This is a genomic window from Micromonospora sp. C51, assembly GCF_018070435.1.
Lineage (GTDB): Bacteria > Actinomycetota > Actinomycetes > Mycobacteriales > Micromonosporaceae > Micromonospora > Micromonospora sediminimaris.
The window spans coordinates 219,238-244,184 of record NZ_JAGPXQ010000004.1; the positions used below are offsets into that span (position 1 = coordinate 219,238).

The window sequence follows — 24,947 nt, forward strand, 5'->3', positions numbered from 1 at the left end:
CAGCCAGTCAGCCGCGCCGCAGCGTCGCGCCGGGCGCCAGGGCGGGCTCGACCATGTCGCGGTAGTCGCGGGGCAACTGGACCACCAGTTCGTCGAACTCGCCACCGGTCACCGCCTCCCGGAGGGTGGTGAAGACCGCGCGGACCGCGTCCCGGGCGGCCGGCTCCCCCACCCCGGCGCGGACCGCGACCCGGGCGACGAACTCGGCGGCGCCGAAGCGCTCCGCCGCCTCGATGTCCGGTGTCGGGCGCATCGGCAGCCGCAGCGGAGCGGGCAGCTGCACGGCCAGGTCCAGCACCTCGCCGCCGGTCAGCCGCTCGGCCAGCGTCTCCAGCGTCGCCCGAATCAGCTCCACCGCCCGCGACGATGACGTGGCGGTGCGCTGGGCGACCTGGTCGACGAACGTGTCGTAGTTCATCGCGTACCCCCTCGGGCCGGCGCTTACCCAGCCGCCCGGTGCGGAAACGGCGATCGCATTTCCGTCGGCCTCGACGCGTGAGCGGCCCCGGGTCGGGTATCCGCGCCCGGTTGTGGCCGGACCGAACGCCCGGGAGGAGCCGACATCATGGCGAGTTACGCCGACGTCCTGCAGTACCTGTCGAGCCTGGACTACCCCGCCGGGAAGGACGAGGTGGTGCGCGAGGCCGAGCGGGAAGGGGCACCGCCGGACGTGCTGCAGGCCCTGCGCGCCCTGCCTCCGGTGGATTACGCCAACGGCAACCAGGTGGCCCGGTCGGCCGGCATCGACGCGGCCCCCGAGATCACCGACGCGCAGCGTGGCGCGCAGGGACGCGACAAGCGGCACCAGCGGGTATCCCAGCACCTGCGCGGCATCTAGGCCCAACCCGCCAGCAACCGGGCGGCTCACACCAGGCCCGTGGACAGGGAGGCGCCCCGGCAGCGAACCGCTGCCGGGGGCGCCCCTGCGTAACCGCCTGCCTGGGGACGGCGCGCCCGAACCGGGTCGCGGCCACCAGGCGGCCGACAGCCACCCGCACCGGGTGGCTGTGGTTTACTGCGGTCAGCTTAGCGCACGCCATCAGCCGAACGGACAGTGGGTGCCGACGAAGGGCCTCACTCTGTCAGCTCGGCGTAGCGCTCCTCCAGGTCGACCCGGGCGAGCGCACCGACCAGCCAGGCGAGCCGCTCCGACTCGCGACCACCGGCCAGCCCGGCGAGATCCTCGGCTGAGCGACCCAGGCCGAGTCGCCGCGCCGCCGTCAGCGCCCGCCGGTCGGCCACCGGCGCGACCTCGCCCCACAACGCCTGCGCCTCGCGCAGGAACAGGTCCGCGACCTGCTCGTCGACCCCCGGCAGCGCGGTGAGCAGTGCCCGTTCACGGGCCGGGTCGCGGTGCGCCGCCGACCGCAGCCGTCGCAGGTCGCCCCGGTACCGTTCGACGAGCGTGCCGGCCAGCTCGCCCAGCAGGTCGGCCAGCGCGTCAACGTCACCGCGCTGGCCGCTGTCGCGCAGCACCCTGACCCGGTCGGAGTGGGCCGAACCGGACAGCCGGGCGGCGCTGTCCCAGCCCGCGCCGGAGAGCGCGTGCGCGCCGTCGAGGGCCCGCCGGAAATCTCCCCGACGGGCGAGCAGCACCGCGAGGCAGAGCACCTGGAACAGGCTGGACGGGTTGTTGGTGACCCGGAATCCGTACTGCTCGGCGAAGCCCCGGCCGCTGCCGGCGAGTCGGCGCGCCAGCCGCTTCTTGTCCTCGATCGTGGTGGGCATGAGCGGCTGTTACCCGCGCCCCGCACGAGTAGGCCCGTTTCCCGGCCGCCTGGGCACGAACCTCAGCTGCGATCCAACGTCAGTACGCGCACCCCTGAGTCCAGCACGGCGGCGTCCACGTGGGTGAACAAGGTGGGCTGGAAGGGACCGGCGAACATCGGGATGCCCGAGCCGATCACGGACGGGTGCTGCTTGATGATGAGCCGGTCGATCTCGGGCAGCAGGCTGTGGGCCAACGTACCGCCGCCGACCAGCCAGATGTCCAGCTCGCTGCCGTCCTGCTTGAGGCTGCGGACTCGGTCGAGGGCGTCGGTGCGGACCAGCTCGACGGCGGTGCCCGGCGTTGCCGGCAGGGTGGTGGAGAACACCAGGTGACGCAGGTGCGGATAGGCGTCGTCGAGCCCGGCGGCGAGGCCGAGCTGATAGGACGCCCGGCCCTCGAGCACGGTGTCGAAGACCTTTCCCGGCCCCTCGACGCCCAGCGCGGCACGGGCGGGCGCGGGCAACGTCTCCGGGAAGTTGGTCACCATGTAGTCGATCAGGTCGGCGGGGACCGGGAAGTAGCTCTGGCCGCTCGGGTCACCGCCGTCCGGGCCGGCGATGAAACCGTCGAGGGTGGTCGCCACGTAGTAGGTGAGTCGGCGCACGAGGCCCTCCGTCACGGGATGCTCAACTGTCGGATCGGTGGTCGTCGGGGGGCTCCGGCCGGGCCTGGGGCCACTCGGCGCCCACGAGCCTCGCCAGGGTAGCTTCCAGCTCGGCGCGACTGCGTTGCTGTCCCTCGGTCGCGGTGAGTTCGGCGAAGAGCAGGCCGTCGACGAGCGCGAGCGCGGCCGTGGCCACATCGCGTGGTGCCGCGACGCCCTGCTCGGTCAGCCGCTGCTCGATGGCACCACGCACCCGGTGCGTGCCGGCCGCCAGGAACTCGCGCAGCTCGGGGCGCCGTACGGATTCGAGCGCGAGCTCGTAGCGGGCGAGGAGCCGTTCCCGGTCGGCGCTGAGCAGCTGTTCGGTCACTCGGGCGAGGTCTGCGGCGAGTGTCCCGTCCGTTACGGGAGCGAGGGCCGCCTCGTCCAGTTCGGCGAGCCGGTCGACGGCCGCCCGGAGCAGGTCCGCCCGGGTGCGGAAGTAGTAGGAGGTCGAGCCGAGCGGAAGCCCCGCCTCCCTGTCGACGGCTCGGTGCGTGAGTCCACGTCCACCGGCCCTGGCCAGCGTGGTGATCGCCGCGTCCGCGATCACCGTCCGACGTTCGGTCGCCATGGGGCTTCCCTCCCAGCTCTACAGGTGTAGAGTAGCATTCCTCGACACCTGTAGAGGAGGAGTCCATGCCGAACGACTACGTAGTGCACGTCCTCGTACTCGGCCTGGCCACCACCGCAGCGTTCAGCCCACCCACGCGACCACGGCCACTGGCGCGGGCCGCCTTCCTGGCCGGGATGGTCGTCAACGAGGTGCCCCACCTGGTGTTGACGCTGCTCGCGGTCTCGACCGCCGCGGCCATCTGGAGCGGAGACCTGCGCCGCGACGTGTTGTCGGGCGTCCTGCTGGCGGCCGCGACCGCGACCGCGGTGATGCTTGTCGCGTTGACCCGCCGGGCCGCCCGTTCGAGCTCCGTCGCTGATGCCGCACTCCGAGCGGCCGGCATAGACCGCGCACCGCCGCGAAAGAGCCGGTGGCGTACCGCCCTCACCCCGCTACCGATCCGACCGCGTTCCGTGCAGCGACTACGCAACCTGCGCTACGGGGACCACCGTCGCCAGCGCCTCGACGTGCTGCGACGCCGCGACCGGCCCACGGGTGGCCCGGTGCTGGTCTACTTCCACGGCGGTGGCTACTTCTCGGGCAGCAAGAACTGGGAAGGTCGTGGCCTGCTGCATCACCTCGCCGCGCGCGGCTGGGTGTGCGTGAGCGCGACGTACCGACTCCGCCCCGGGGCGGGCTTCGAGGAGCACCTTGCCGACGCGGAGGCCGCGATGGCCTGGGCGCGCGCGCACGCAGGAGAGTACGGTGCGGACGCGACGACTGTGGTGATGGCGGGTAGCTCCGCAGGCGCTCATCTGACCTCTCTCTACGCGCTGCGCGCGACGCCCGACGAGCGCCCTGCCGCAGCGGTCTGCCTCTACGGCTACTACGGCCGTTACTACGGCCGCAGCAGCGACGAGGTGGTCACCTCGACCCCGTTCGCCGTGCCGGCAACCGACGCACCGGCCTTCCTGATCGCGCACGGAAGCCTCGACAACAACACCTCCGCCACCACGGCGCGCGCGCTGGCGGACAAGCTGCGAGCCGAGTCGTCGCAGCCGGTGGTCCACGTCGAGCTGCCCGGCGGCCAGCACGCGTTCGACTTCGTCACCTCCTGGCGGCTGAGCGCGGTCATCGACACCCTGGACGCTCTTCTGGCTGACATCGGCGTGGGAGCGGGACGTCGCCTGGAGGCGTCGTGAAGGTGCTGATCGCCGGCGGGGGTGTCGCCGGTCTGACACTCGCGGCGCTGCTGCGTCCCCGTGGCCACCAGATCACCGTGGTCGACCCCGGCCACGGCAGCGACGACGGCTTCGCGCTCGCCCTGTGGCCACACGGGACCCGGGTGCTGCACGCGGTCGGCGTCCATGACCGGCTGGTCGAGCGCGGCCTTCCGATGCGGCGTTACACGGCGCGGTCGGGGTCTGGAGCCCTGCTCACCACCTCCGGGCCACCTGCCGGCATCGCCCACCACGGATATCTGGGCACCGTGCCGCGCGGCGACCTCGTCGAGCTGCTGGCCACGGCCTGCGACCACGTCGAGCACCGGACAGGTCGCGTCGTGGCCCTGGAGCAGCACCACACTGGCGTCGATGCTCAACTCGACGACGGAACCACCATCGAGGCCGACCTGTTGGTGGGTGCCGACGGCATCGGTTCCGCGGTGCGCACCGCGCTCCTCGGACCCCAGCCCCGGCATGACACGGGATGGACCTGCGCCACGTGGTGGATCGAGGCGGCGGACCACCCGGGCGCCGCCGGTGAGACGCTGGAGTTCTGGGGAGCCGGCAGCTTCGTCGGGTGCTACCCGTGCCAGGGCCGGGTGTGTCTGATCGTCGGCGGCCCCTCGGATACCGTCCGTGGTCCGCAGGCCAGGGCATGGCTGCGCCGGACCCTCACCGGAGCGGGCCTGCCCGCCGACCGTCTGCTGCCCGGCTCGGACGACGAGCGTTGGCTGTGGCCCATGACCGACGTGCGCTCCACCAAGTGGGTACGCGACCGGGTGGCGCTGCTGGGGGACGCCGCAGCCGCCTTTCTGCCGACCGCCGGAATGGGCGCCTCGATGGCACTGGAGTCGGCAGCGGCGCTGGCGGACGAGCTCAGCCGCTGCGACGCCGGTCACGTACCCATCGCGCTCCGCCTCTATGAGCGGCGGCGAAAGGGGCGCGTCGAGCGGGCGCAACGGCAGTCACGCCAGTTCGCCCGGGCGCTCTTCACCTCGTCGCGCACGCTCGCCCGCCTCCGCAACGGGCTCGTCGCCCGCGTGTCCGTCGACCGGCTGCTCGACCCCTTGGCACGCGACCTGGAGCACCCCGCCTGACTGGACACCGCACTAGCCGAGAAAGCCGCCGGAACGGTCGCGGGCCTTGAGCCGGACGGTGGGCAGCGCCGGTGCCGGCAGCGGCGGGTCCGGGTCGTCGGCCACGACCCCGAAACGCCGCCCGGCCATCCAGTCCTCCCGGGCGGCGACGATCTCGTCGTGGTCACGGCCGACGAAGTTCCACCACATCACCAGCGGCTCCTCGAACGGTGTGCCACCGAGCAGCATGAACCGGCTACCCGGCGCACCGCCGAGGCGCAGCACGTCCCGCCCGGAGCCGAGCCAGAGCAGCGCCCCAGGCGCCAGCGGCAGTCCGTCGACCTCGCCGGCACCGTCGAGGGCCAGCAGCGCGTACTCGAAGTCACGCCGCAGCGGCAGCCCGGGCACCGCCGAGCCGGCCAGTTCCAGTTGCGCGCCGAGCAGCGGGGTGTGCACCCGGGCCGGCGAGCGTTCTCCGGCGAGTTCTCCGACCAGCAGGGTGACGTCGAGATCCCCGTCGCGCCACCGGGGCAGCTCGGCGTGGTGGGTGAAGTCGGCCCCGCCGGCTCGGGCCTCGTCCGGCAACGCCACCCACAACTGCACCCCGTGCATCAGGGGCGGGTGCTCCGCCGGTGAGCGTTCGGAGTGGGCGATGCCGTGACCCGAGGTCATCACGTTGAGTTGGCCGGGACGGATCGGCTGCTGGTTCCCGAGGCTGTCGCGGTGCAGGATCTCGCCGTCGAGCAGCCAGGTCACCGTCTGCAAACCGGTGTGCGGGTGCGGCGGCACCTCCATGCCGGGTCGTTGGGCCACATCGTCGGGGCCGAAGTGATCGACGAAGCACCACGCCCCGACCAGTCGGCGGGTGCGCTGCGGCAGCAGCCGACGCACCGTGGTGTAGCGACCCAGCGGCACGTCGTGGCCGGGCAGCAGCACGCTGCCCGGATCGACCGTCGCCACGCCGGGCGGACGGGTCTCGGCAGGCATCGCTTCGGCACGCTCCACGGTTCGACTCTACGCCCGCCCCGGCCGCCCGCCCGGCGGTCGGCGAGCGGGTACCCCCGCACGGGGGCTCAGCCGCCGCGTACGGTCACCACGTTGGCACCGGCCACCAGGTCCAGGAAAATCCGTTCGGGGGCCCGGTCCCAGCCCGGCGAGCCGAGCACCGTACCCGGGGCGAGGCCGTCGCGACGCTCGCCGTACAGCTCGACGGAACCGGCACCGGAGCCAGCCCGGACGCGCACCGGCACGTCGTCGGTGACCGTGACGTCGAACTGGTTGACCCCACCGGTGACCCGCACCACGAGCAACCCGTCGACGCGGGGCAGCCGAAGGTCGGTCCGGGTCGCGCCACCCACCAGTTCCAGTCCGGACAGCCGGGCGGCGCTCAGATCCATCCGTCGCTCGGCGGCCCCACCGGTGAGCCGCAGATTCCAGGACACCCGGGCGTTCAGCAGCACCTCGACCGTGCCCGGCTGCTCGCCGGTCCGCTCCATCCGCAGCGACACCCGATCGCCCACCAGTTCCGGACGTGCCCGCGAGCCGGACGCGGTGGGGCTGACCACGCGGTACAGCTCCTCCCCCAACTCGGTGACCCGCAGATCCACCCGGTCCAGCCCGTCGACCAGCTCGAAGCTGGCCCGCCGTCGATCGTGCAGCGGCGCGGTCCGTACCTCCTCGGGGCTCTCCCGCGCGGCCCGGGCGGCACCGCCCAGTCCGCTGGCGTCGTCCGGCGCGGCGGTCGCGCTGGCCACCGAGTCCGTACCGCCGGAGAAGACCCGGCCGAGCCGGTGCGGGTCGGAGAGGATCACCACGACGGCAACCGCTCCCAGGCCCAGCACCAGCACGGCGGCGGCGACCAGCAGCCGGGCAGCCGGCGACCAGACCGGCCGATCCGGTGGTGTGCCTCCGGCATCGGTGGGCGTCGCCGGCACCACCTCGATCTCGATCGATGGCGCCCGGGCTGGCCCCGGTGCTGTTTGATCCTGTCCGTCCTGCACCGATCCGGCCATCGGTCGCCCCTTTCACGGTCCCCTACCGAGGGGTACGCGCCAGGAGGCGGGACGGATCAGTCGACCACGCGTCGAACCGGTGCCTGAGCTGGTCCAGGACCGTCGGCGAACCGGACGGCGGTGACGAACCGTATCCGAGGACGGTCGGCGCGACGCCGCCAAGGCCCGGCAACGGCGCCGAACCTGAACCGGAAGGGACGTGTCGGTGATGCCGGAGACGGTCGAGTCGGTGTGCGCCAGTGTGGTCGCCCGCAACCCGGGTGAGCCCGAGTTCCACCAGGCCGTACGGGAGGTGTTGGAGAGCATCGGGCCGGCGCTGGCCCGGCACCCGGAGTACGCGCAGGCCCGGATCGCCGAGGCGATGCTGGCGCGCGGCGTGGGCTGGGCAGACAGGTACCGGTGCCCGTCGGAGGGAGCGGCGGGCACCGGTACCTTCGTTCTCCGGGCCCTGCCCGGAATCGTGAATCAGTTCGCGCCACCCGCACCGAAGCGGTTGCGCCGCCGCCACGCCAGCGTGCCGAGCAGCAGAACGGCACCGGCGGCGACGAGACCACCGCCGACCTTCATCGGCGTGTCCAGGCTGCTGCCGGTGACCGGCAGGTGCGGCTTCTTCTTGGGCAGCACCCGCAGCTGGGTCGAGGCGGTACGGCCGGACTCCCGCCCGGTCGCGGTGAAGGTGAGCAGGCCGGTCACCGACGGCGTGTACCGCCGGGTGAAGACCCCTTCGGAGTTGGTCCGGGCGGTGAAGCTCAGCGGCGCGCTGGCCTGGAACGCCACCGGCGCCATGGCGACCGTGCTGCCGTCGCTGCGCCGTGCCGTACCAGCGGCCGGTGCGGCCAGCGGCGACACCGAGACGACGATGTCGACCGTCTCGTTCGGCCCAAAGTTGCGGCCGGTCAGGATGACCGTCTCACCGAGGAAGATGGTGGGTCGGTTCACCGTCAGCGACGCCAGCACCGGCGGATACGGCGGTGGCTGGGGCGGATCGGTGACTGTTGGCGACGGCTGCGGTTGCGGTTGCGCCGCCCCCGCCGCAGCCGGCACGGCCACCACGGCCAGACCGACCGTGAGCGCCATGATGATGCGGGATAGCCGCATGGTTCGTTCCCTCCTACTGAGAACAGCTTGGTGCGGTAACAACATGGGTGGTCCATGGGGTGGCGGTCGGGGTCAGCCACAGTTCGGCCGCTCCGCTGTCCGTCTTGCCGGTCAACAGCGAGACCTCCAACGTGCGGGTCCCGCCCGGTCCGATCTCGACGTTCACGGTGGCGACCTGCCGCCGCCGCTCGGTGCCGTTGCCCACCGAGGTCTCGGCACCGTCGACTCGGGTGTCGAGCACCGCCCCGCCGGCCGGCCCGTACACCGACACGAGCGTCCGGACGGTGTACGGATCCCCGGCGCGGCCGAGGCCGAGGACCGACTCGCTGAGCCCCGAAGCCGGTGCGGTGGACCGGAGCGTCACCCGCAGGTTCAGCTCACGGCGGCCGTCGGCGTGGCAGTCGCCGACCGTCAGGTCGGCGGTCTGCCGGAGGTAGTAGCCGAGCTTCGCGCCGCTGCCGTCGTTGAGGAACACGCCGACCGTCGGCACGGTGTCCTGTTCCGGAAGCGTCCCGGCCATCCGGCTGTCGCCGAATGTCCGCTGTTCCTCCGGTCGGGCACTCCAGAACAGTATCCGACGTTCTTGTATAGAGCGGTTGAATGCGGACAACAACCCATTCGGGTGGACGTTCCGGGCGAATAGCGTGTCGAAGACGGTGGCGGCCGCGCCCGCGAAGAAGCTGTCCTGTTCTCTCGGACTCATCCGCTGGTAGGTGTCACTGAGCAGGGTCCGAACCACGTTCTCGGCACTCAACGCCACGCCACCCGGCACCCGCACCGGCCCGGTGGCCTTCAGCAGGTACGACAGCACCACCGGGTCGACGGCCAGGACGCCGTCCACCGTCTCCCCGCTGTGCCGCCGGTACATCTCCCGGTACAACGCCGCCGCGGTCGGGAAGTGCGGGCTGAGGTTCACATCCGCCGGATAGATGCCGGGCAGCTCTCCCCAGAGGGCGCGCACCTCCGCCGGGATCTTCAGCGGCTGGGTGAACCGGCCGAGGCTTGAACTGCTGCCCTGGGCGCCCAAGGTGACCCGGCCCTTGTTCGCCTCGATGACCGCGTACGCGCCGAACATGCCGCCGGTCGCGCGCAGCTCCGCGGAGTTCTGCGACACCAGCAGATAGCGTCGCGGCCCGTCCACGCCCAGCAGCGGCGGCAACAGCCGGCTCGCCCGGTCCGCCGCCGAGGTCATCGCGGCCAACTGGTCGATCTCGCCACGCAGCTCCGTCAGAGCACGCCGAACCTGCTCGACCAGCCGGTCACCGGAGACCTCGGCCAACTCCGTGCGGGTCCGCTGCACCGCGGCGTGCACCGCGACCAGGTCATCGGTGACGGCACGCAGGCCGGTCAGGTCCAGCCGACCCTCCTGCGGGATCAGCCCACCGAGGTCGACTCGGAGCAGCGCCGGGAACGCCTGGCGGGCCAGGTCGTCGATGGCGATGGCGATCTGCCGGACCGCGGTGAGGTTCGCCCCGGCCACCGGGGCCTGTCGGCCGAGCCACCATCCGGGGTCCCCGGTGGCCCGCCGCGCCGCGCCGGACTGCTCCTGCAGGGCGGCGAGGGTCCGCTGCGCGCGTGCGGTGTCGCCACCGACCAGATGGGCGCTGAGTTCACCGGCCAGGCCGGCGGCGTTGACCAGGTGAGCACGCGCCTGCCAGCCACGGAAACCGACCCACCCGGTGAGACCCAGCACCAACGAGGCGACCACCAACGTGGTCAGCAGGATGCGACGCAGTCGGGCGCGCCGACGGCGGCGGGATCGGCTACGCCGCCGTCGAGGGCTCTCGCTCTCCGACACATCACACCTCTTTCCAAAAACGGACAGAAGACCACATTGTTCTTAACACCTAACGGTGGGTTCGGTGTGTTAATGACGGGATCAGGCGTTACGAGAGGTTCGTTCGGCTTCCGTGGCATGCCTGGTGCCGGTGGCCGCCGCCTCGCGCAGCAGCTCCTCGATCCGGTCCACGCCCGACGGCAGCGACATCTCCCGGAGGTACGCTTCTCGACCGCGCCGCCCCATCTCGGCCCGCGCCGGTGCGGGGATCTGCGCCGCTAGCCAGAGCCGGTCCGCCAGGCTGGCCCAGTCCTCCGGCGGGCAGGACAGCCCCGCCCGGGCCCGTTCGACGAGCGTCGCGGTGTCGCCGCCGGCCGAGGCGACCACCGGTGCGCCGCAGGACAGCGCCGCTTGGAGCTTGTCCGGGACGCTGCTGCGCAGCTCGGGTAGATCGCGCACCATGACCAGCTGGTAGTCGGCGGCGGCGTACAGCTCGGGCATGTCCAACGGGGAACGCCGGTCCACGAACCGGACGTTGTCGGCTCGCAGCTCGGTGGCGAGACCCCGCACCCGCCGCTCGTCGGAGCCCGAGCCGACCAGGACCAGATCCACGGTCTCGCCCAGGGCTGCCGCCGCGCGTACCGCCGTGTCCAGTCCCTGCCGCGCCCCGATGGTGCCGGCGTGCATCACCACGCACCGCTCGTCCCGGCGGACCAACCGCCGGGCGGCCGGACTGGCCGACACCGGACGGAAGATCCGCTCGTCGGTCCAGTTGAGCACCACCCGGACCCGCGCCTGGTCGATCCCGTCCGCCAGCACCGCGTCCCGCAGGGACGGCGTGGTCACCGCGACCCGGCTGGCAGCGCGGTAGGTCCGGAGGGTGGCCGCCCGCACCCGCGCCGCCCACCGGCCGTCGTCGACGGCCTCGGGAACCTGTTCGGCCCAGACGTCCGGCACGTGCAGTACCAGCGGCACCGGACCGAGCAGGCGTAGCAGGGCCGCCGAGGCGAACACGGCAGCCGGCGGCTGATGCACGTACAGCACGTCCACACCGGCCAGGAAGCGGCGACCCACCAGCGCGGCGCTGCCGGCGAAGGTCAGCCAGGAGGCCATCCGGCCGCGTACGGTGACGTCGCCGGTGCTGTACCGGGGCACCCGCCGCACGGTCAGCCCCCGGCTGCGGGTCTCATGGTGCCAACGCTGCCGCCACCCCGGGTACACGTGCCCGCCGGGATAGTCGGGGAAGCCGGTGAGAACCCGTACCTCGTGGCCCCGCGCCGCGAGTTCCTCGGCGAGGCTGCCGGGGATGAACGCCGGCTCCGGTGGAAAGTGGTACGTCACCATCCCGATTCGCACCCGGACACCCCCGTCCCCTCGCATCGGTTCGGCGCGCCGCCCGGGACCGGGGACGCGACGAATGCGTACGATCTCGACATCCCCTCACCGGGCGGACGCCGCCGGCGACCGTCCAACGTCGCGGTGCCACCGCCCGCGACCGCGTCGTCCAGGGGGTTCCACATGCTCAGCGGGGTGCTCTTCGTCTGCCACGCCAACCTGTGCCGGTCACCGATGGCCGAGTACGCCGCCCGTCGCCTGCTCACCGGGCAACCGGTGACGGTGGCCAGCGCCGGCACCGACGCCGTCGAGGGCCTGGCCATGCATCCGTACGCGGCGGCTATCGCCGCCGAGACCGGCGAGGACCCGGCGTCGTTCCGCAGCCGGCGGCTGCTGCCGGAACATCTCACCGGGGCGGTGCTGGTGCTGACCGCCACCCGGCGCCAGCGCTCCATCTGCACCGCGCTGGCGCCGGCGGCGCTGCACCGGACCTTCACGCTGCGCCAGTTCGGCCGGCTCGCCGCGGCGGCCGAACCACCGCCGGACGAGCAGGACGATCCGGTACGGGCCGCGGTGGCCGCGGCCGCACTGGCCCGGGGCCGATTGCAGCCCGCCCCCGGCGATGCGGACGACCTGCGCGACCCCGTGGGGGGCACCCCGGAGGACTTCCGACGCTGCGCGGAGGAGATCGACCGGGCGCTGCGCCCCCTGGCCACGCTCATCGGGACAGCCGGGTGAGTTCCTGCGTGTGGTCGCTCACCTCGCCGGTGTGGGCCCGCTCGGCATGCCGGCCGCCCCGGCTGCGGTCCGTCGGCACCGACTGGCCACCGGCCGCGGCGGCGACCACCCGGTAGGCCTCGTACTGGTACGCCTCGGCCTTGGGCACCCGGGCCATGTTGAGTACGCAGCCCAGCAGCCGCACCGAGACCGAGTGCAGGGCCCGGGCGGCTGCGGCGACCTGGGCCCGCGAGGTACGTCCCTGCTGGGTGACCAGCAGCGCGCCGTCGGCCTGCACGGCGACCACCACACCGTCGGTGACCGCGAGCAGCGGCGCTGTGTCGATGATGACGATGTCGGCGGATTCACGCAGGGCGAGCAGCAGATCCGACATGGCCTTGGAGCCGAGCAGCTCGCTCGGGTTGGGTGGCGCCGAGCCGCTGGGCAGCACCAGCAGCGACTTGTCGCCCCAGCGCTGGACCACGTCGCCCACCTGCACGTCGCCGACGAGCACGTCGGTCAGCCCGACCCCCGGGTCGATGCCCAGGTAGTCGCCGACCTTCGGACGACGCAGGTCGGCGTCGACCAGCAGGACCCGCCAGCCCGCCTCGGCCAGGGCGATCGCCAGGTTGCACGACAGGGTGGTCTTGCCTTCTCCCTGCAGGGCGCTGGTCACCGCGATGACCCGGGCCGGCTCGTGCACGTCGACGAAGCGCAGGTTCGTCCTCAGCTTGCGGACGGCCTCGGCCCGCGCCGAGGTGGCGGCGTCGCCGACGATCAGTGGGGCCGACCGTGCGCTGGCGTCGATCGGGATCTCACCGAGCAGCGGGCTGCCGGTCACCCGCTGCAGGCCGGCCGCGTCGCGCAGCCGGACATCGGCCATGCCACGCAGAATCGCCAGCCCGACGCCGGCCAGCAGGCCGAGCAGGGCGCCGATCGCGGTGTTGCGTACCGGCTGCGGCGACACCGGCGTCGGGGTCACCCGTGGCCCACTTACCACCTCGATCTTGATCGGCCCCGGGCTGCCGTCCGGCCGCGCCTCGACCTTCTGTACGAGTTCGACGAACTTCGCCGAGAGCGCCTCGGTCACCCGCAGCGCCCGGGTCTGGTCGGTGTCGGTCACCGACGCCCGCAGCAGCACCGTGCCGGTCTCGGTGGAGGTGCTGACCCGACGCTGAATCTCCTCCGCGGTCAGCCCGAGCTGGTTGTCGGCCACCGCGGCCTGCGCCAGCCGGTCGCTGGTCAGCAGCTCCGCGTAGGACTTCACCCGCTGCTGGAGGAAGAGCCCGCCCTGGTAGGCATCGGTGACACCCTGGCTCGGCGTGGTGACGAAGAAGGTGACCGAGGCGACGTAGCGAGGCTGGGCCCGCACGGTGACCAGCGCGGTCACGCCCAGGGCCACCATGAGGGTGACCAGGACGATCCACCAGTGCCGGCGCACCAGGCGTAGTTGGCGGTACAGGTCCATCAGGCGGGCCTCCGTACCGGGCCGGTAACGCCAAAGAACTTCACGAAAACCCCCAAGGTCGACTCAATCTCGTGAAACCATTAAAGCGGTTCATGCGGCTTATGTCCGGAGTTAGGTATTTTCTCAATGGCGGATCGTGCCCGCAGTGACCAACCGGACCGGGGGTCTGTCGGAATCGCTCCGACCCGGAAAAAATGCGGTGTCTTCGCCGAGCACTTCGGGTGACTCTCGGCCCTGCTGTGGGAAGAGTCGCGTTCGCCCCGCTCGCGACGGTCGTCGGCACTGGATAGGGTCTTGCACGGGTGTGCCGGGAAGCCTGGTCGGCGATGGTGCCGTGCTGCCCTCTGACCGACGAGGTGGACCTCACGTATGACCGATCAGACTCCGCCCCCCGAGCGCCGCGGCGTGCGCGGCCTCTTCGCCCGTACCTCCTGGCCCGAGGCGCGTTTCCTGGCCGACGTGCTGCGCACGGAGACCGTCGGCGGCGCCCTGCTGCTCCTCGGTGCCGTGATCGCGCTGGTCTGGGCGAACTCGCCGTGGGGTGACGCCTACGCGGAGCTGGGGCGGTGGGTGCCCTGGTCGGGCGGCACGGCGTTGCATCTCGACCTCGACCTGGCCACCTGGGCCGCCGACGGCCTGCTGGCCATCTTCTTCTTCGTGGTCGGGTTGGAGCTCAAGCGCGAGTTCGTCGCCGGCGAATTGCGTGACCCGCGACGGGCGGCGCTGCCGGTGGTGGCGGCGGTCGGCGGAATGGTCGTGCCGGCACTGATCTTCGTGGCCGTCAACGTCGCCGGTGGTGGCGACGGACTGCGCGGCTGGGCGATCCCGACCGCCACCGACATCGCGTTCGCACTGGCGGTGCTGGCCGTGATCGGGGCCTACCTCCCGCAGGGACTGCGCGCCTTCCTGCTCACCCTGGCCGTCGTCGACGACCTGCTGGCCATCACCATCATCGCGATCTTCTACACCGACGACTTCAGCATCGTCCCGCTGCTCGCCGCGCTGGTGCCGATCGCCCTGTTCGGCCTGCTGGTGCAGCGTCGCCGCACCTGGTGGTGGGCGCTCATCCCGCTCGCCGTGATCGCCTGGACCCTGGTGCACTCCTCCGGAGTGCACGCCACAGTGGCGGGCGTGCTGCTGGGCTTCACCGTGCCGGTGCTCGCCGGCAAGGGCAGCCCCGGCGGTCGCCCGATGCCGGGCCTCGCCGAGCACCTGGAGCACGTGTGGCGGCCGATATCGGCCGGCTTCGCGGTACCGGTCTTCGCGTTCTTCGCCGCTGGGGTGTCCCTGCGGGGCGCGGACCTCGGCGCGGTGATCACCGACCCGATCGTCCTCGGCATCGTGCTCGGCCTCGTCGTCGGCAAGTGCGTCGGCATCCTCGGCTCCACCTTCCTGCTGGCCCGGTTCACCCGGGCCAGCCTGGACGAGGACATCAGCTGGTCGGACCTGCTCGGCGTGTCGTTCCTGGCCGGTATCGGGTTCACCGTGTCGCTGCTCATCGGCGAGCTGGCCTTCGGCTCCGACGGCGGCGAGGGCGACAACGTCAAGGCGGCGGTGCTGGCCGGCTCGTTGATCTCGGCGCTGCTGGCCACCGTCGTGCTGCGGCGGCGCAACAAGGTGTACCGCGCGATCGCCCTCAAGGAGCAGGTCGACCAGGACCAGGACGGTGTGCCGGACGTCTACCAGAAGCCCCGCGGCTGACCGCGTTCCACGCCGCACTCATCGCGGAAACGCCCGGCCGACCCGCTCGGCCGGGCGTTTCGCCTCTCTCGCCCGTCGCCGGAAATCCGCGGTCAGCGCGGTACGCACCAGCAGGCGCAGTGCCACGATCGCCACCAGTACGGCGATCTCCGTCCAGGACTGCTCCCCGGTCAGCCGCAGCAGGCCGGCGGCGAGCAGCATGTCGAGCAGCACCCCCAGGGCCGTCGTACGGGAGCCGGTGGTCAGCAACGCCACCGTCGCCGCGAGTACACCGAGCGCGGTGATGAGGGCGGACAGCAGCATCCTCATCGGTTGTCGACCTGCCGCTGTTCGTGTTCGATCTCGCGTCCCAGCACGTAGTTCAGCACCGTCCGGATGGCCGCGATGGCGGCCAGCTGGCCGATCTGCGCGAAGGTCGGCGACAGCGCGGTCCGCAGGATGTCCGCCGCCAGCTGGAATTCCAGGCCGAGGGTGAGGAAGCGCCCCAGGGACAGCCGGATCCGGGTGAACACGGCGGCGTCGCGGTGGCGCAGCCCGTCGACCACGAACCGCAGCGCGGCCAGCGTCGCACCGACGACGATGACGAACGCGCCGACGAGTTCCACCGCGGTCACCAGCAACTGGTGGCCCCGTTGGAGGATCACCTCGACGTCCACCCCGACGCCTTACCCGGCCTGCCTGCGGGTAGTCGGCACCGGGTCGTACGACGACGGGCCGGTCACCGCAACCGCCGGGCAGGCCGACGGCGGTCAGCGCAACTGGGCCACCGCGTCGATGATCAGCCACCCGCCGCTGATGGCGAAGAGCGTGGCAGCGCCGTACCTGATGGTTCGTTCCGGCAGTTTCCGACCGAGCAGCCGACCGGCGATGATCGCCAACGCGTCCGCCAGGACCATGCCGATCGTCGAGCCGATCCAGGTGCCGAACCAACCGTACTGGGTGGCCAGCGTGATGGTCGCAAGCATCGTCTTGTCGCCCAACTCGGCGAGGAAGAAGGCGACGCCGACGGTGATCACGGCTGATCTGCCGCCGCGGGCGGCACGGCGCTCGTCGTCCTCGGTGAGCCGGTCGCCCCGCAGCGTCCACGCGCCGAAGCCGAGGAAGGCCAGACCTGCCAGCAGCGAGATCCAGCCGGTCGGCAGGGTCGCGCCGAGGCCGTGGCCGATCGCCACCGAGGCGAGGTGCACCACTGTGGTGGCGACGGTGATGCCGATCAGCACCGGCACCGTGCGGTACCTGGTGGCGAAGGCCAGCGCCATGAGCTGGGACTTGTCTCCCAGTTCGGCGACGAAGATGACGCCGAAGCTGATCACCAGCGCGGCGAGGAACCCGTCCATGATGTCCTTCCCGGATCAGACCGGGAGAAGGGTGTGGGGACGCCCTCGACCCGGCCGTAACAGCCTGGGTCGAAGGTCTCGCCCGCCTCGCCGAAACGAGGCCGGGTGGCCGGATGCGTGACGCACCAGTATGTCGACCACGACGTTATGGGCTACTCCCCTTCGCTGCGCCCAGCCTAGCCGATCGTCCGCGCCCGGATCACCGGGGCCCGGCGTGACCGCCGCCGAACCCCGGTGCCGAGCTGATCAGCTCCGCCGCTCGGCGGCGCTCATTCGGCGCGCGCGAGGGTCACCCCGAACAGGCCGTCCGGATCGGTCCAGAACCGCTCGGTGCGGAAACCGGCGGCGGCCAGCTCGCGCGAGATCCCTTCCGGGCGGAACTTCGCCGACACCTCGGTACGCAGGTCCTCACCGACGGCGAAGTCGACGTTCAGGTCGAGCACCGTGACCCGCATGGATCGCTCCGCCCGCAGCCGCATCTCGATCCACTCCTGGTCCGGATTCCAGAGGGCGACATGGGCGAACCCCGCCGGATCGAAGTCGGCGCCGAGTTCCCGGTTGAGCACCCGCAACACATTGCGGTTGAACTCCGCGGTCACCCCTGCCGCGTCGTCGTACGCGGGCACGATCACCGCCGGATCCTTGACCAGGTCGGTACCGACCAGCAGCCAGTCACCCGCCTCCAGCGCGGCCCGCATCCCGGCGACGAACTCCGCCCGCTCCTCCGGCAGCAGGTTGCCGATCGTGCCACCGAGGAAGATCACCAGCCGCCGCCCGCCGGTCGGCAGGTGCGCCAGGTGGCGCGTGAAGTCCCCGACGATGCCACGGACCCGCAGCCCCGGATAGTCGGCGGCGAGGGCGGCGGTGGACCCGGCCAGCGCGCTGACCGACACGTCCAGCGGCACGAACGTACCGAGCCCCCCACGCTGGGTGAAGGCGTCCAGCAGCAGGCGGGTCTTCTCCGAGGAACCGGAACCCAGCTCGATGAGCGTCTTCGCGCCGGTCAGCTCGGCGATCTCTGTCGCCTGCGCGGCCAGGACGGCCCGCTCGGCCCGGGTCGGGTAGTACTCGGGCAGTCGGGTGATCTCGTCGAAGAGTTCGCTGCCCCGGGAGTCGTAGAACCACTTCGGCGGCAGCCACTTCGCCGCGGCGGTCAGCCCCACGCGGACATCCCGACGCAGGCTGCGACTGATGTCCCGGTCGTCGAGGTGGATCTCGAGCGGCTCAGCGCCCATCTGCTGTCCCCTTCCGTCGTGTCTGACACATGCGTGCGGACCCGGGCCTGCTCGGCGGTCCCCCGCCCGGACGCCTCACCACGCCGCCAACGCCTGCTGGCGCAGATCGGTCGCCGTGGCCTGCACGAGCTGCCCGTCGGGCACCTCACGCCAGCCCGGTCCGTCGTCGTGCGGTTCGGAGGCCAGCAGCACCGACGCGGGTGTGGCACGCAGTGACAGGGCGTGCCCGGCCGCGCTGGCGACCACCGTGTGCCCGTCGGTGAGCAGCAGGTTGAGCCGGGAGCCGGGGGCCGCCGCAGCCACCGAGGTCACCGTCTCGGCGACCGCCCGGGCCGGCGCGACACCGGCCCGCAACCGGTCACGGACCAGCGCCCACAGCAGTGCCGAGTCGGTCGTCGCGTCGAGGGTGAGCAGGTCCCGTACGGGTAGCTCGGCGGCGAGCGGGACCATCGAGTCGGGCCAGCCCCGGACCACACCGTTGTGGCTGAACAGCCACCGCCCCTCGGCGAAGGGAGCGGCGGCGGTGTCGACGATCGCCATCCCGACGGTGGCTGAGCGGACGGCGGCCAGCACCGCGCCGGTGGAGGTGACCGCGGCCAGCTCGGCGATGGTCGGGTCGCTCCAGATGGGCTGCGCCCGGCGGTACCGCACCGGCGTCTCGCCGTCCGGGTACCACCCGACGCCGAAGCCGTCGGCGTTGATGGTCCCGCCGCCGCGCATGTCGCGGGGGGCCCAGGACTGGCGTAGCAGCGAGTGCGGCGGGTCGAACAGCAGCTCCCGCAGGGTCACCGGTGGCCCCAGATAGGCCAGGTGTCGGCACATCAGGCGACCGGCTTCCCGGCCGTCACCGATGCGCCTCGTCGGGCCGAACGTCACGGGCGCAGCGGAAGCCGCTGAAGATCTGCCGCCGGATGGGATAGTCCCAGTTTCGGAACGTGCCGCGGCACGCCGCCTGGTCGGTACCGAACGAACCGCCCCGCAGCACCTGGTAGTCGTCGCCGAAGAAGACCTCGGAGTACTCCCGGTAGGGAAAGGCGGCGAAGCCCGGGTAGCCCCGGAACGGGGTGGCGGTCCATTCCCACACGTCGCCGATGAGTTGATGCACGCCGAGCGGCGAGACGCCCGCCGGGTAGGCGCCTACCGGTGCCGGCGACAGGTGCCGCTGGCCCAGGTTGGCGTGCGCGGAGGTCGGATCCTCGTCGCCCCACGGATAGCGCCGGGACCGGCCGGTCGCCGGATCCCACCGGGCGGCCTTCTCCCACTCCGCCTCGGTGGGCAGCCGCTTGCCCGCCCAGGTGGCGTACGCCCGCGCCTCGTGGAAGCAGACGTGCACCACCGGCTCATCGTCGCGGACCCCGTCCCACCTGCCGAACCGCAGGTAGGCCCAGCCGTCTCCGTCCCGCCGCCAGTGCATCGGCGCGCTGAGCCCGGCCTCGCGGCGGTGCCGCCAGCCCGCCTCGGTCCACCAGCGCGGGTCGTCGTATCCCCCGTCCGCGATGAACGCGCGGTACGCACCGTTGGTCACCGGCGCGGCGTCGATGACGTACGCGGGCAGGTCCACCCGGTGGGCGGGGCGCTCGTTGTCCAGGGCCCACGGGTCGGTGTCGGTGCCCATGACGAACGGGCCGGCGGGCACCAGCACCTCGGCGGGCACCCGTACGGTCGGCTCGGGTGGCGGCGGCGCGTGCAACGCCACCGGGCCGGAACGCAACTGGTGGGTGGCGAGCATCGTCTCGTCGTGCTGCTGCTCGTGCTGCACGATCATGCCGAAGGCGAAGCCGTCGGTGACCAGCCGACCGCTGTCGAAGGTGACGCGGTCCAGCAGGTCGTACACCTTCTCCCGGACCGTGGCCACGTACGCCCGGGCCTCCGGCGGCGGCAGCAGCGGCAACGACGGGCGATCCCGACGCGGCTGCTTGAACGCGTCGTACAGGTCGTCGATGTCACACCGGACCGGTTCGCGCCCGCCGACGTCACGCACCAGCCAGAGCTCCTCCTGGTTGCCCACGTGCGCCAGGTCCCACACCAGCGGGGACATCAACGGTGAGTGCTGACGCATCAGGTCGTCGTCGTCCACCGCCTCGGTCAGCATGGCGGTACGGGCGCGGGTACGCGCCAGCTCCGCCGCGATCCGGCCACGCAACCCCTCGGCGTCTCGGTCGGTGCCGATCTCGGTCACGGCTGACTCCTCTCCGCGGCGGCACACCGCCGTCGTAATCCGTGGTCGATCTCCCGGTGCAGGGCCGGCGGCAGTTCCAGCCGCGGGAGCGCGGTCCGGGCCAGGTCGAGCAGACCCGCGGCGGCCCGGGCCAGGGTGGCGTCCCGCAGGCCGTGCCGCGCGGCGCGGCGCCAGCTGTCGGCGGTGGGCGCGGCCACCGCCATCGCCGCGTCGATCGTGTCGGGCCCGCTGAGCAGTGCGCTGAGCACCGCCAACGGCAGGATCCAGTCCCGCCCCGGTTGGGCGTCGAAGTAGCGGATCTCCAGGTAGCCACGCGGACGCACCGGCGGGAAGAGGGTGCTGACGTGGTATTCCAGGTCGTCGAGGCGGGGCGGTCGGTGCAGCGCCCCGTCGACCCAGTCGGCGAAGGTCACGTCCGGCGGAGCTGTCCAGTCCGGACCGTCGCCGCGCACGCAGAGCAGCGGCGCGGCCAGGACGTAGGCCGTCCAGGTGGCGACCGGATCCCGGTCGGCTTCGGCGGGCGTCCAGACCGGGGCGGTGCGGGCGGGATCAATGCGCCACCACGCGCCCATCCGGGCCGACGCCCAGCCGGTGTCACGGCCGGCGTGTCGGTTGGCGGTGGCGAAGGCGGCGAGCAGGGACGGCCCGACCGCGTGTACCAGTTGCCAACGGACCGGGAGTTGCTCAGGCTGCCCGGCGTCGAGACAGATCTGCAGGCCGGCGGTGCTGTACATCATCGTCCGCCCGTCGGGCCCGCGACGGTCGAAGACCTGGCGCATCGCGCGGTAGCGGGGGGTGTCGATCACCGGCCGGGGGCGTCGGTACGGGTCGATGCCGGCCCGGCCGAGAGTCAAGCCGGCGGCGTCCAACAGTCTGGTGGCCTGCTCCACGTCGGACTGGGTGGCCTCGATCAGCTCGGCGACGCAGGCTCGCGGTGGGGTGGAGATCTCCAGTTGCCCGCCCGGCTCGACGGTCATCACGCCGCCCCGGAGCAGGTGCAGGGCGGGGCTGGTCGGGTCCAGCGTGGTGGGGCCGTACGGCCCCAGTGCCGCGCGCAGCCGCGCGGCGTCGACGGGGCGAACCGGATCGACGGCGTCGTGGACCGTCCATTCCAGCTCGACGCCGGTGAGGGTGGGTGGACCGGTCTTGAAGCAGATCCGGGCGAGGTGCCGGGCCGCGGCGGCACGGTCCCGCAGCACCGGGATCCGGTCCACCTCCGGTGACATCACCATGCGTGGCTCCTTCCCGATCGATCCGCCGCCACGGTAGCCCACCCCGGTGACATCAAATCCGGGTGAACCTGAACGGCACGGTGCCGGCGCATCAGCTCCGGACGCCTGGCATGTCGCCTTCGGTGGCAGGTTGACGAGGCGATTCACCCGGGTCCGGTCTCGGCAGCTCCGCCACCATCTGTGTAGCAGGGGCCAACCGTCCGTCGAACGGATTTCACGATTCGGTCAAATTCGGCTCGCGCGGAAGAGGTTTCGTCTTCGCGCGGACCGCCGGACCGCCCCACCGCCGGACCGCCCGACCGAGGTGTCCGGTGGGACTCAGTCGGCGGCGCTTCCGGTCGGCGCCGGGTCGTCCCGCAGGCCGTGGCAGTACTCCTCGACGTGTTCCGCGCCGCCGGCCGCGACCACCAGCTCCTCGAAGGCCGGCGTACGCAGCGCCTTCTCCCGCTGCCGTTCCGACTTGGCCAGATAGGCCCGACAGAGGCCCGCACGGTCCGTGGTGTTGTCCGAGTTTCCGGGGCCGACGTTCCCGCTGGCCCCCGGGCTCGGCGTCGCCGAGGCGCCCGGTGGCCGCACCGACGTGCTCGGCGACAGCGCAGGTGGGGAGGTCGGGGCTGCGGTGGCCGCACCGGTGGGCACGGCCTCCCCGGGAGGGGTCGCGTCGATGGTGGGTGCCGGCGCGGCGGGGCTGGTGACAACCGGCGGCAGGGCCGGACCGGAGCCGTCCAGGCCGGCCGCTGCCAGGGCGACGCCCGCAGTGGCGGTGACCGCCAGCCCGGCGACCCAGGCCACCACGCCGACAGTGAACCGGCGCCGTCGTCGCCGGGGCGTCGACCCCGCCGTCCCAGGTTGGCGGGCGGCGCGGAACGCCGCGACGGCAGCCTCCTCGCCGGCCAGTTCCCGCTCCCGCGCCGGACCGGCAGCGGCCCGCAACAGGTCGGCGAGCGGGCCGGTCGGAGCCGGCGCCGTCCGCGTGGGTCGGGCGTGCGGTGCGGCGTCCAGTAGCCGCTCGTGGTCGCCGCGTCGCGACCGGCTCAGCATCACTCGCAGTCCGCGCATGTCAGCCGTCCACCGGTTCGGCCTGCGGCGGCAGGCCGGCTCGTCGCTGGGCCCGGATGTCGGCCCCGGTCGGGACGTCGTCGAGTGCGGTGCTCGCAGCTCGCTGGTCCAGCAGCACGGCCAGCCGGCGCAGGCCACGGTGGGCGGCGGTACGCACCGCGCCGGCCCGACGGCCGAGCACCCGCCCGGCGGTCTCGGCATCGAGCCCGATCACGGCGCGCAGCAGGACCGCCTCGGCCTCCCGGGGCGGCAGGCTGGCGATCATCGCGAGCGCGGCCTCGGTGCCGAGACTCTCGCCCGCCCGTTCGGCGGTGTCCGCATCCCCGGCCAACTCGCTGAGTTCCTGCACGGGCACTGACACGGCGGGGCGACGGCGCTGCCGGCGCAGGTGGTCCATGGCCCGGTTCCTGGCGATGGTGACGGCCCAGGCACGAAACTCGCCGCCGGTGAAGGTGGGCAGGTCGCGGGCCACCTGCAGCCAGGTCTCCGACGCGACGTCCTCCGCGTCCGCACCGACCAGGGCGGTCAGGTAGCGCAGCAGCCCGGGCTGAAGGTTGCGGTAGAGGTGACGGAAGGCGTCCTCGTCACCAGCGCGGGCGGCCGTCACCAACGGGTCCAGTTCACCGGTCACGGTCGCACCGCCGACCCAGCGGCCGATGTTGGGAGGCCCACCGAGCGGCGGCGCGCGTCGACTCGGCCCACTCCGCGTCCCGGACCTCGCTCCGCACCCCACCCCCGTCAACCTGAACGAACCGGGCTCGTGCGGCCCGGTAGCGGATTCTTGCCGACAACGCCGAGGACCACAACCTGACCGCGCGTCAGTCCCAGCCGGCCGGGGTGGGGTTGACGTTTCGAAGCGCCGTCGCCGCCGGACAGGATGTGCCGGGTACACCCGCAGTGAGAATTGTCTACCTGCGCAACCGCGGTTCGCCGTAACGCGGCGAGGGCCCAGGACGCTGCGGACAGGCGGACCGGACCGACGCCGGCGACAATGTGGCGCCCTGTGCCGTCATGGTCACCCTGGGACAACCGTGGTCCCCGGTCGACGGCTCCGTCGATTCGGACTACGGGTCGGCCATCGGTTCGGCCCGACCCGCCGACGCGCCGTTCGCGCTCGCTGTGGGTACGGTAATGCCGTGTTGTCTTCGGAGGTCGTACTCAGCGGTCGGTACCGCTTGGACGAGCGTGTCGCCACGGGCGGCATGGGCGACGTCTGGCGGGCGACCGACCTGATCCTCGGACGGCAGGTCGCGGTCAAGGTACTGCTGCCCTCGCTCGTCTCCGACCCCGATTTCATCGCCCGGTTCCGCGCCGAGGCGCGGATCATGGCGGCGCTGCGGCACCCGGGAATCGTGCAGGTCTACGACTGTGGTGAGGACGATCTGCCCGACGGCGGCCGGGCCGACTACCTGGTCATGGAGTTCGTCACCGGTCAGCCGCTGTCCAAGCGGATCGAGGCCGAGGGCCGCCTGGACGTCGGCCTGACCATGTCGGTGGTGGCACAGGCGGCCCAGGCGTTACACGCCGCGCACGTCGGCGGGATCGTGCACCGCGACGTCAAACCGAGCAACCTGCTGATCCAGGAGGACGGCACGGTCGTCCTGGTCGACTTCGGCGTGGCCCGTTCGACGAACGTCACCAGCATCACCAGCACGAACGCCGTGCCGGGCACCGCTCTGTACATGGCTCCCGAGCAGGCCGCCGGGCGGCCGGTCTCCGGTGCGACGGACCTGTACGCGCTCGGTGCCGTCGCCTACTGCTGCCTGACCGGCAGTCCGCCGTTCACCGGCGACAACCCGCTCCAGGTCGCCGTCCGGCATCTCGACGACCCGCCACCGGAACTGCCCCACGACATCCCGGAAGCGGTGCGGGTGCTGGTCGACCGGGCTCTGGCCAAGGACCCGGTCGACCGGTTCAGCAGCGCGGCGGCGATGGCGGAGGCGGCACGGGCAGCCGTCTCCGAGGGCTCTCTGCCCACCACGGTGGTCCCGGCGGCCACGGCGCTGCGCGACGCCGGGCCGGACACGCGCACCGGACTGCCGGTGGTCGACGCACCGCCGCCGGGCCGTCGGCGTCGCGGCAAGCTGGTGGGCGCGCTGACCGCCGTGCTGGTCGGGATGACGGCGCTCGGCGCGGCGCTCGGCGCCACCCAGGAGGCGAACACCCCGGCGGTCAAGCTGCCGACCACCGCACCGACCGTGGAGTCCACCGACGAGGAAGCGGCGCCACCGAGCCCGCAGGAGAGCGCACCGGCGCAGGCGCCGTCGCTGCGTCCGGCCGGTTCGACGACCCGGCCGAGCGAGTCTCCGTCGCCTGAGCCGTCCTCGCCGCAGCCCAGCGAGTCGAGCGAACCCGCGTCGCCGGAGCCGACCGCGTCCAGCCCCGATCCGGAGCCGACGGATACGCCCAGCAGCCCGGCGTCGTCGACTCCCACCACGCCGTCCACGCCCACCACGCCGCCGGACGGTGAGCCGCCGGGCAGCGGCGAGGGCGAGAGCTGAGTCTCACCGGCCTCGACCTTTCTAAAT

General features: G+C 72.5%; 25 protein-coding genes. 6 read left to right on the plus strand and 19 right to left on the minus strand.

Annotation, left to right across the window (positions count from 1 at the left end; genetic code table 11):
• Positions 1-7: 7 nt before the first annotated feature.
• Complete coding sequence (locus KBX50_RS07925; protein ID WP_210935900.1) at positions 8-418, minus strand: DUF2267 domain-containing protein; 411 nt, start codon at positions 416-418, stop codon at positions 8-10.
• A 147-nt stretch (positions 419-565) separates the two neighbouring features.
• On the opposite strand from KBX50_RS07925, the gene KBX50_RS07930 reads away from it, so the two are divergent.
• The gene (locus tag KBX50_RS07930) at positions 566-838 is read left to right on the plus strand and encodes a DUF2795 domain-containing protein (protein WP_093402719.1); all 273 of its coding nucleotides are present in this window, start codon (positions 566-568) and stop codon (positions 836-838) included.
• Positions 839-1,074: 236 nt separating this feature from the next.
• On the opposite strand, the gene KBX50_RS07935 is transcribed toward KBX50_RS07930, so the two are convergent.
• From KBX50_RS07935 to KBX50_RS07945, 3 genes are all read right to left on the minus strand, one after another.
• Entirely contained in the window at positions 1,075-1,728 is a 654-nt protein-coding gene (locus KBX50_RS07935; protein ID WP_210935902.1) for a hypothetical protein, read from the minus strand.
• A 62-nt stretch (positions 1,729-1,790) separates the two neighbouring features.
• Positions 1,791-2,390 carry a dihydrofolate reductase family protein gene (locus tag KBX50_RS07940; protein WP_247673298.1) on the minus strand — a complete coding sequence of 200 codons (600 nt, stop codon included), beginning with the start codon at positions 2,388-2,390 and terminating at the stop codon, positions 1,791-1,793.
• 7 nt (positions 2,391-2,397) lie between these two features.
• On the minus strand, positions 2,398-2,988 hold the full coding sequence (locus KBX50_RS07945) for a TetR/AcrR family transcriptional regulator (protein ID WP_210935904.1): 591 nt from the start codon (positions 2,986-2,988) through the stop codon (positions 2,398-2,400).
• Positions 2,989-3,053: 65 nt separating this feature from the next.
• Between KBX50_RS07945 and KBX50_RS07950 the strand changes: the two genes are divergently transcribed.
• Entirely contained in the window at positions 3,054-4,172 is a 1,119-nt protein-coding gene (locus KBX50_RS07950; RefSeq protein ID WP_210935906.1) for an alpha/beta hydrolase, read from the plus strand.
• On the plus strand, positions 4,169-5,290 hold the full coding sequence (locus tag KBX50_RS07955) for an NAD(P)/FAD-dependent oxidoreductase (RefSeq protein ID WP_210935908.1): 1,122 nt from the start codon (positions 4,169-4,171) through the stop codon (positions 5,288-5,290). The genes KBX50_RS07950 and KBX50_RS07955 overlap by 4 nt, the downstream gene beginning before the upstream one ends.
• A 12-nt stretch (positions 5,291-5,302) precedes the next feature.
• Here KBX50_RS07955 and KBX50_RS07960 read toward each other — a convergent pair whose 3' ends face one another.
• The 5 genes from KBX50_RS07960 to KBX50_RS07980 all read right to left on the minus strand — a co-directional run bounded on the left by KBX50_RS07960 (position 5,303) and on the right by KBX50_RS07980 (position 11,512).
• Positions 5,303-6,256, minus strand: coding sequence for a pirin family protein (locus KBX50_RS07960; RefSeq protein WP_247673344.1), 954 nt, complete (start codon positions 6,254-6,256; stop codon positions 5,303-5,305).
• An 86-nt stretch (positions 6,257-6,342) separates the two neighbouring features.
• Positions 6,343-7,281: a cell wall-active antibiotics response protein gene (locus KBX50_RS07965; RefSeq protein WP_247673299.1), complete on the minus strand. Its 939-nt coding sequence runs from the start codon at positions 7,279-7,281 to the stop codon at positions 6,343-6,345.
• 465 nt (positions 7,282-7,746) lie between these two features.
• Entirely contained in the window at positions 7,747-8,379 is a 633-nt protein-coding gene (locus tag KBX50_RS07970; RefSeq protein WP_210935912.1) for a hypothetical protein, read from the minus strand.
• Positions 8,380-8,392: 13 nt separating this feature from the next.
• Positions 8,393-10,177: a DUF4012 domain-containing protein gene (locus tag KBX50_RS07975; RefSeq protein ID WP_210935913.1), complete on the minus strand. Its 1,785-nt coding sequence runs from the start codon at positions 10,175-10,177 to the stop codon at positions 8,393-8,395.
• Between the two features lie 81 nt (positions 10,178-10,258).
• Positions 10,259-11,512, minus strand: coding sequence for a glycosyltransferase family 4 protein (locus tag KBX50_RS07980; RefSeq protein ID WP_210935915.1), 1,254 nt, complete (start codon positions 11,510-11,512; stop codon positions 10,259-10,261).
• Between the two features lie 162 nt (positions 11,513-11,674).
• Between KBX50_RS07980 and KBX50_RS07985 the strand changes: the two genes are divergently transcribed.
• A complete protein-coding gene (locus KBX50_RS07985) occupies positions 11,675-12,229 on the plus strand; it encodes a low molecular weight phosphatase family protein (RefSeq protein WP_093402710.1) in 555 nt (184 codons plus the stop codon).
• On the opposite strand, the gene KBX50_RS07990 is transcribed toward KBX50_RS07985, so the two are convergent.
• On the minus strand, positions 12,210-13,676 hold the full coding sequence (locus tag KBX50_RS07990) for a polysaccharide biosynthesis tyrosine autokinase (RefSeq protein ID WP_210935916.1): 1,467 nt from the start codon (positions 13,674-13,676) through the stop codon (positions 12,210-12,212). The genes KBX50_RS07985 and KBX50_RS07990 overlap by 20 nt on opposite strands.
• A gap of 369 nt (positions 13,677-14,045) precedes the next feature.
• Between KBX50_RS07990 and nhaA the strand changes: the two genes are divergently transcribed.
• The gene (nhaA, locus tag KBX50_RS07995; protein ID WP_210935917.1) at positions 14,046-15,377 is read left to right on the plus strand and encodes a Na+/H+ antiporter NhaA; all 1,332 of its coding nucleotides are present in this window, start codon (positions 14,046-14,048) and stop codon (positions 15,375-15,377) included.
• An 18-nt stretch (positions 15,378-15,395) separates the two neighbouring features.
• On the opposite strand, the gene KBX50_RS08000 is transcribed toward nhaA, so the two are convergent.
• From KBX50_RS08000 to KBX50_RS08040, 9 genes are all read right to left on the minus strand, one after another.
• On the minus strand, positions 15,396-15,686 hold the full coding sequence (locus tag KBX50_RS08000; protein WP_210935920.1) for a DUF1622 domain-containing protein: 291 nt from the start codon (positions 15,684-15,686) through the stop codon (positions 15,396-15,398).
• Positions 15,683-16,033 carry a DUF1622 domain-containing protein gene (locus KBX50_RS08005; protein ID WP_093402707.1) on the minus strand — a complete coding sequence of 117 codons (351 nt, stop codon included), beginning with the start codon at positions 16,031-16,033 and terminating at the stop codon, positions 15,683-15,685. Before KBX50_RS08005 ends, KBX50_RS08000 begins: the two co-directional genes overlap by 4 nt.
• A 93-nt stretch (positions 16,034-16,126) precedes the next feature.
• Positions 16,127-16,714, minus strand: coding sequence for a TMEM165/GDT1 family protein (locus KBX50_RS08010; RefSeq protein ID WP_210935922.1), 588 nt, complete (start codon positions 16,712-16,714; stop codon positions 16,127-16,129).
• Between the two features lie 269 nt (positions 16,715-16,983).
• The gene (egtD, locus tag KBX50_RS08015) at positions 16,984-17,949 is read right to left on the minus strand and encodes an L-histidine N(alpha)-methyltransferase (protein WP_210935927.1); all 966 of its coding nucleotides are present in this window, start codon (positions 17,947-17,949) and stop codon (positions 16,984-16,986) included.
• 75 nt (positions 17,950-18,024) lie between these two features.
• Complete coding sequence (gene egtC / locus KBX50_RS08020; RefSeq protein WP_210936017.1) at positions 18,025-18,771, minus strand: ergothioneine biosynthesis protein EgtC; 747 nt, start codon at positions 18,769-18,771, stop codon at positions 18,025-18,027.
• A gap of 22 nt (positions 18,772-18,793) precedes the next feature.
• The gene (gene egtB / locus KBX50_RS08025; protein WP_210935928.1) at positions 18,794-20,128 is read right to left on the minus strand and encodes an ergothioneine biosynthesis protein EgtB; all 1,335 of its coding nucleotides are present in this window, start codon (positions 20,126-20,128) and stop codon (positions 18,794-18,796) included.
• Positions 20,125-21,360: an ergothioneine biosynthesis glutamate--cysteine ligase EgtA gene (gene egtA, locus KBX50_RS08030; protein WP_210935929.1), complete on the minus strand. Its 1,236-nt coding sequence runs from the start codon at positions 21,358-21,360 to the stop codon at positions 20,125-20,127. Before egtA ends, egtB begins: the two co-directional genes overlap by 4 nt.
• A 318-nt stretch (positions 21,361-21,678) precedes the next feature.
• On the minus strand, positions 21,679-22,419 hold the full coding sequence (locus tag KBX50_RS08035; RefSeq protein WP_210935930.1) for a hypothetical protein: 741 nt from the start codon (positions 22,417-22,419) through the stop codon (positions 21,679-21,681).
• Between the two features lies 1 nt (position 22,420).
• Positions 22,421-23,050 (minus strand): RNA polymerase sigma factor, encoded by a 630-nt coding sequence (locus KBX50_RS08040; protein ID WP_210935931.1) that lies wholly within the window; start codon positions 23,048-23,050, stop codon positions 22,421-22,423.
• 505 nt (positions 23,051-23,555) lie between these two features.
• Between KBX50_RS08040 and KBX50_RS08045 the strand changes: the two genes are divergently transcribed.
• Positions 23,556-24,920, plus strand: coding sequence for a serine/threonine-protein kinase (locus tag KBX50_RS08045; RefSeq protein WP_210935932.1), 1,365 nt, complete (start codon positions 23,556-23,558; stop codon positions 24,918-24,920).
• Positions 24,921-24,947: the final 27 nt, after the last annotated feature.

Coding starts and splice junctions, on each gene's coding strand:
- KBX50_RS07925 (WP_210935900.1), bottom strand. CDS start 418: ATGAACTACGACACGTTCGTCGACCAGGTCGCCCAGCGCACCGCCACG.
- KBX50_RS07930 (WP_093402719.1), top strand. CDS start 566: ATGGCGAGTTACGCCGACGTCCTGCAGTACCTGTCGAGCCTGGACTAC.
- KBX50_RS07935 (WP_210935902.1), bottom strand. CDS start 1,728: ATGCCCACCACGATCGAGGACAAGAAGCGGCTGGCGCGCCGACTCGCC.
- KBX50_RS07945 (WP_210935904.1), bottom strand. CDS start 2,988: ATGGCGACCGAACGTCGGACGGTGATCGCGGACGCGGCGATCACCACG.
- KBX50_RS07950 (WP_210935906.1), top strand. CDS start 3,054: ATGCCGAACGACTACGTAGTGCACGTCCTCGTACTCGGCCTGGCCACC.
- KBX50_RS07960 (WP_247673344.1), bottom strand. CDS start 6,256: ATGCCTGCCGAGACCCGTCCGCCCGGCGTGGCGACGGTCGATCCGGGC.
- KBX50_RS07965 (WP_247673299.1), bottom strand. CDS start 7,281: ATGGCCGGATCGGTGCAGGACGGACAGGATCAAACAGCACCGGGGCCA.
- KBX50_RS07970 (WP_210935912.1), bottom strand. CDS start 8,379: ATGCGGCTATCCCGCATCATCATGGCGCTCACGGTCGGTCTGGCCGTG.
- KBX50_RS07985 (WP_093402710.1), top strand. CDS start 11,675: ATGCTCAGCGGGGTGCTCTTCGTCTGCCACGCCAACCTGTGCCGGTCA.
- KBX50_RS07990 (WP_210935916.1), bottom strand. CDS start 13,676: ATGGACCTGTACCGCCAACTACGCCTGGTGCGCCGGCACTGGTGGATC.
- nhaA (WP_210935917.1), top strand. CDS start 14,046: ATGACCGATCAGACTCCGCCCCCCGAGCGCCGCGGCGTGCGCGGCCTC.
- KBX50_RS08000 (WP_210935920.1), bottom strand. CDS start 15,686: ATGAGGATGCTGCTGTCCGCCCTCATCACCGCGCTCGGTGTACTCGCG.
- KBX50_RS08010 (WP_210935922.1), bottom strand. CDS start 16,714: ATGGACGGGTTCCTCGCCGCGCTGGTGATCAGCTTCGGCGTCATCTTC.
- egtD (WP_210935927.1), bottom strand. CDS start 17,949: ATGGGCGCTGAGCCGCTCGAGATCCACCTCGACGACCGGGACATCAGT.
- egtC (WP_210936017.1), bottom strand. CDS start 18,771: ATGTGCCGACACCTGGCCTATCTGGGGCCACCGGTGACCCTGCGGGAG.
- egtA (WP_210935929.1), bottom strand. CDS start 21,360: ATGGTGATGTCACCGGAGGTGGACCGGATCCCGGTGCTGCGGGACCGT.
- KBX50_RS08035 (WP_210935930.1), bottom strand. CDS start 22,419: ATGCGCGGACTGCGAGTGATGCTGAGCCGGTCGCGACGCGGCGACCAC.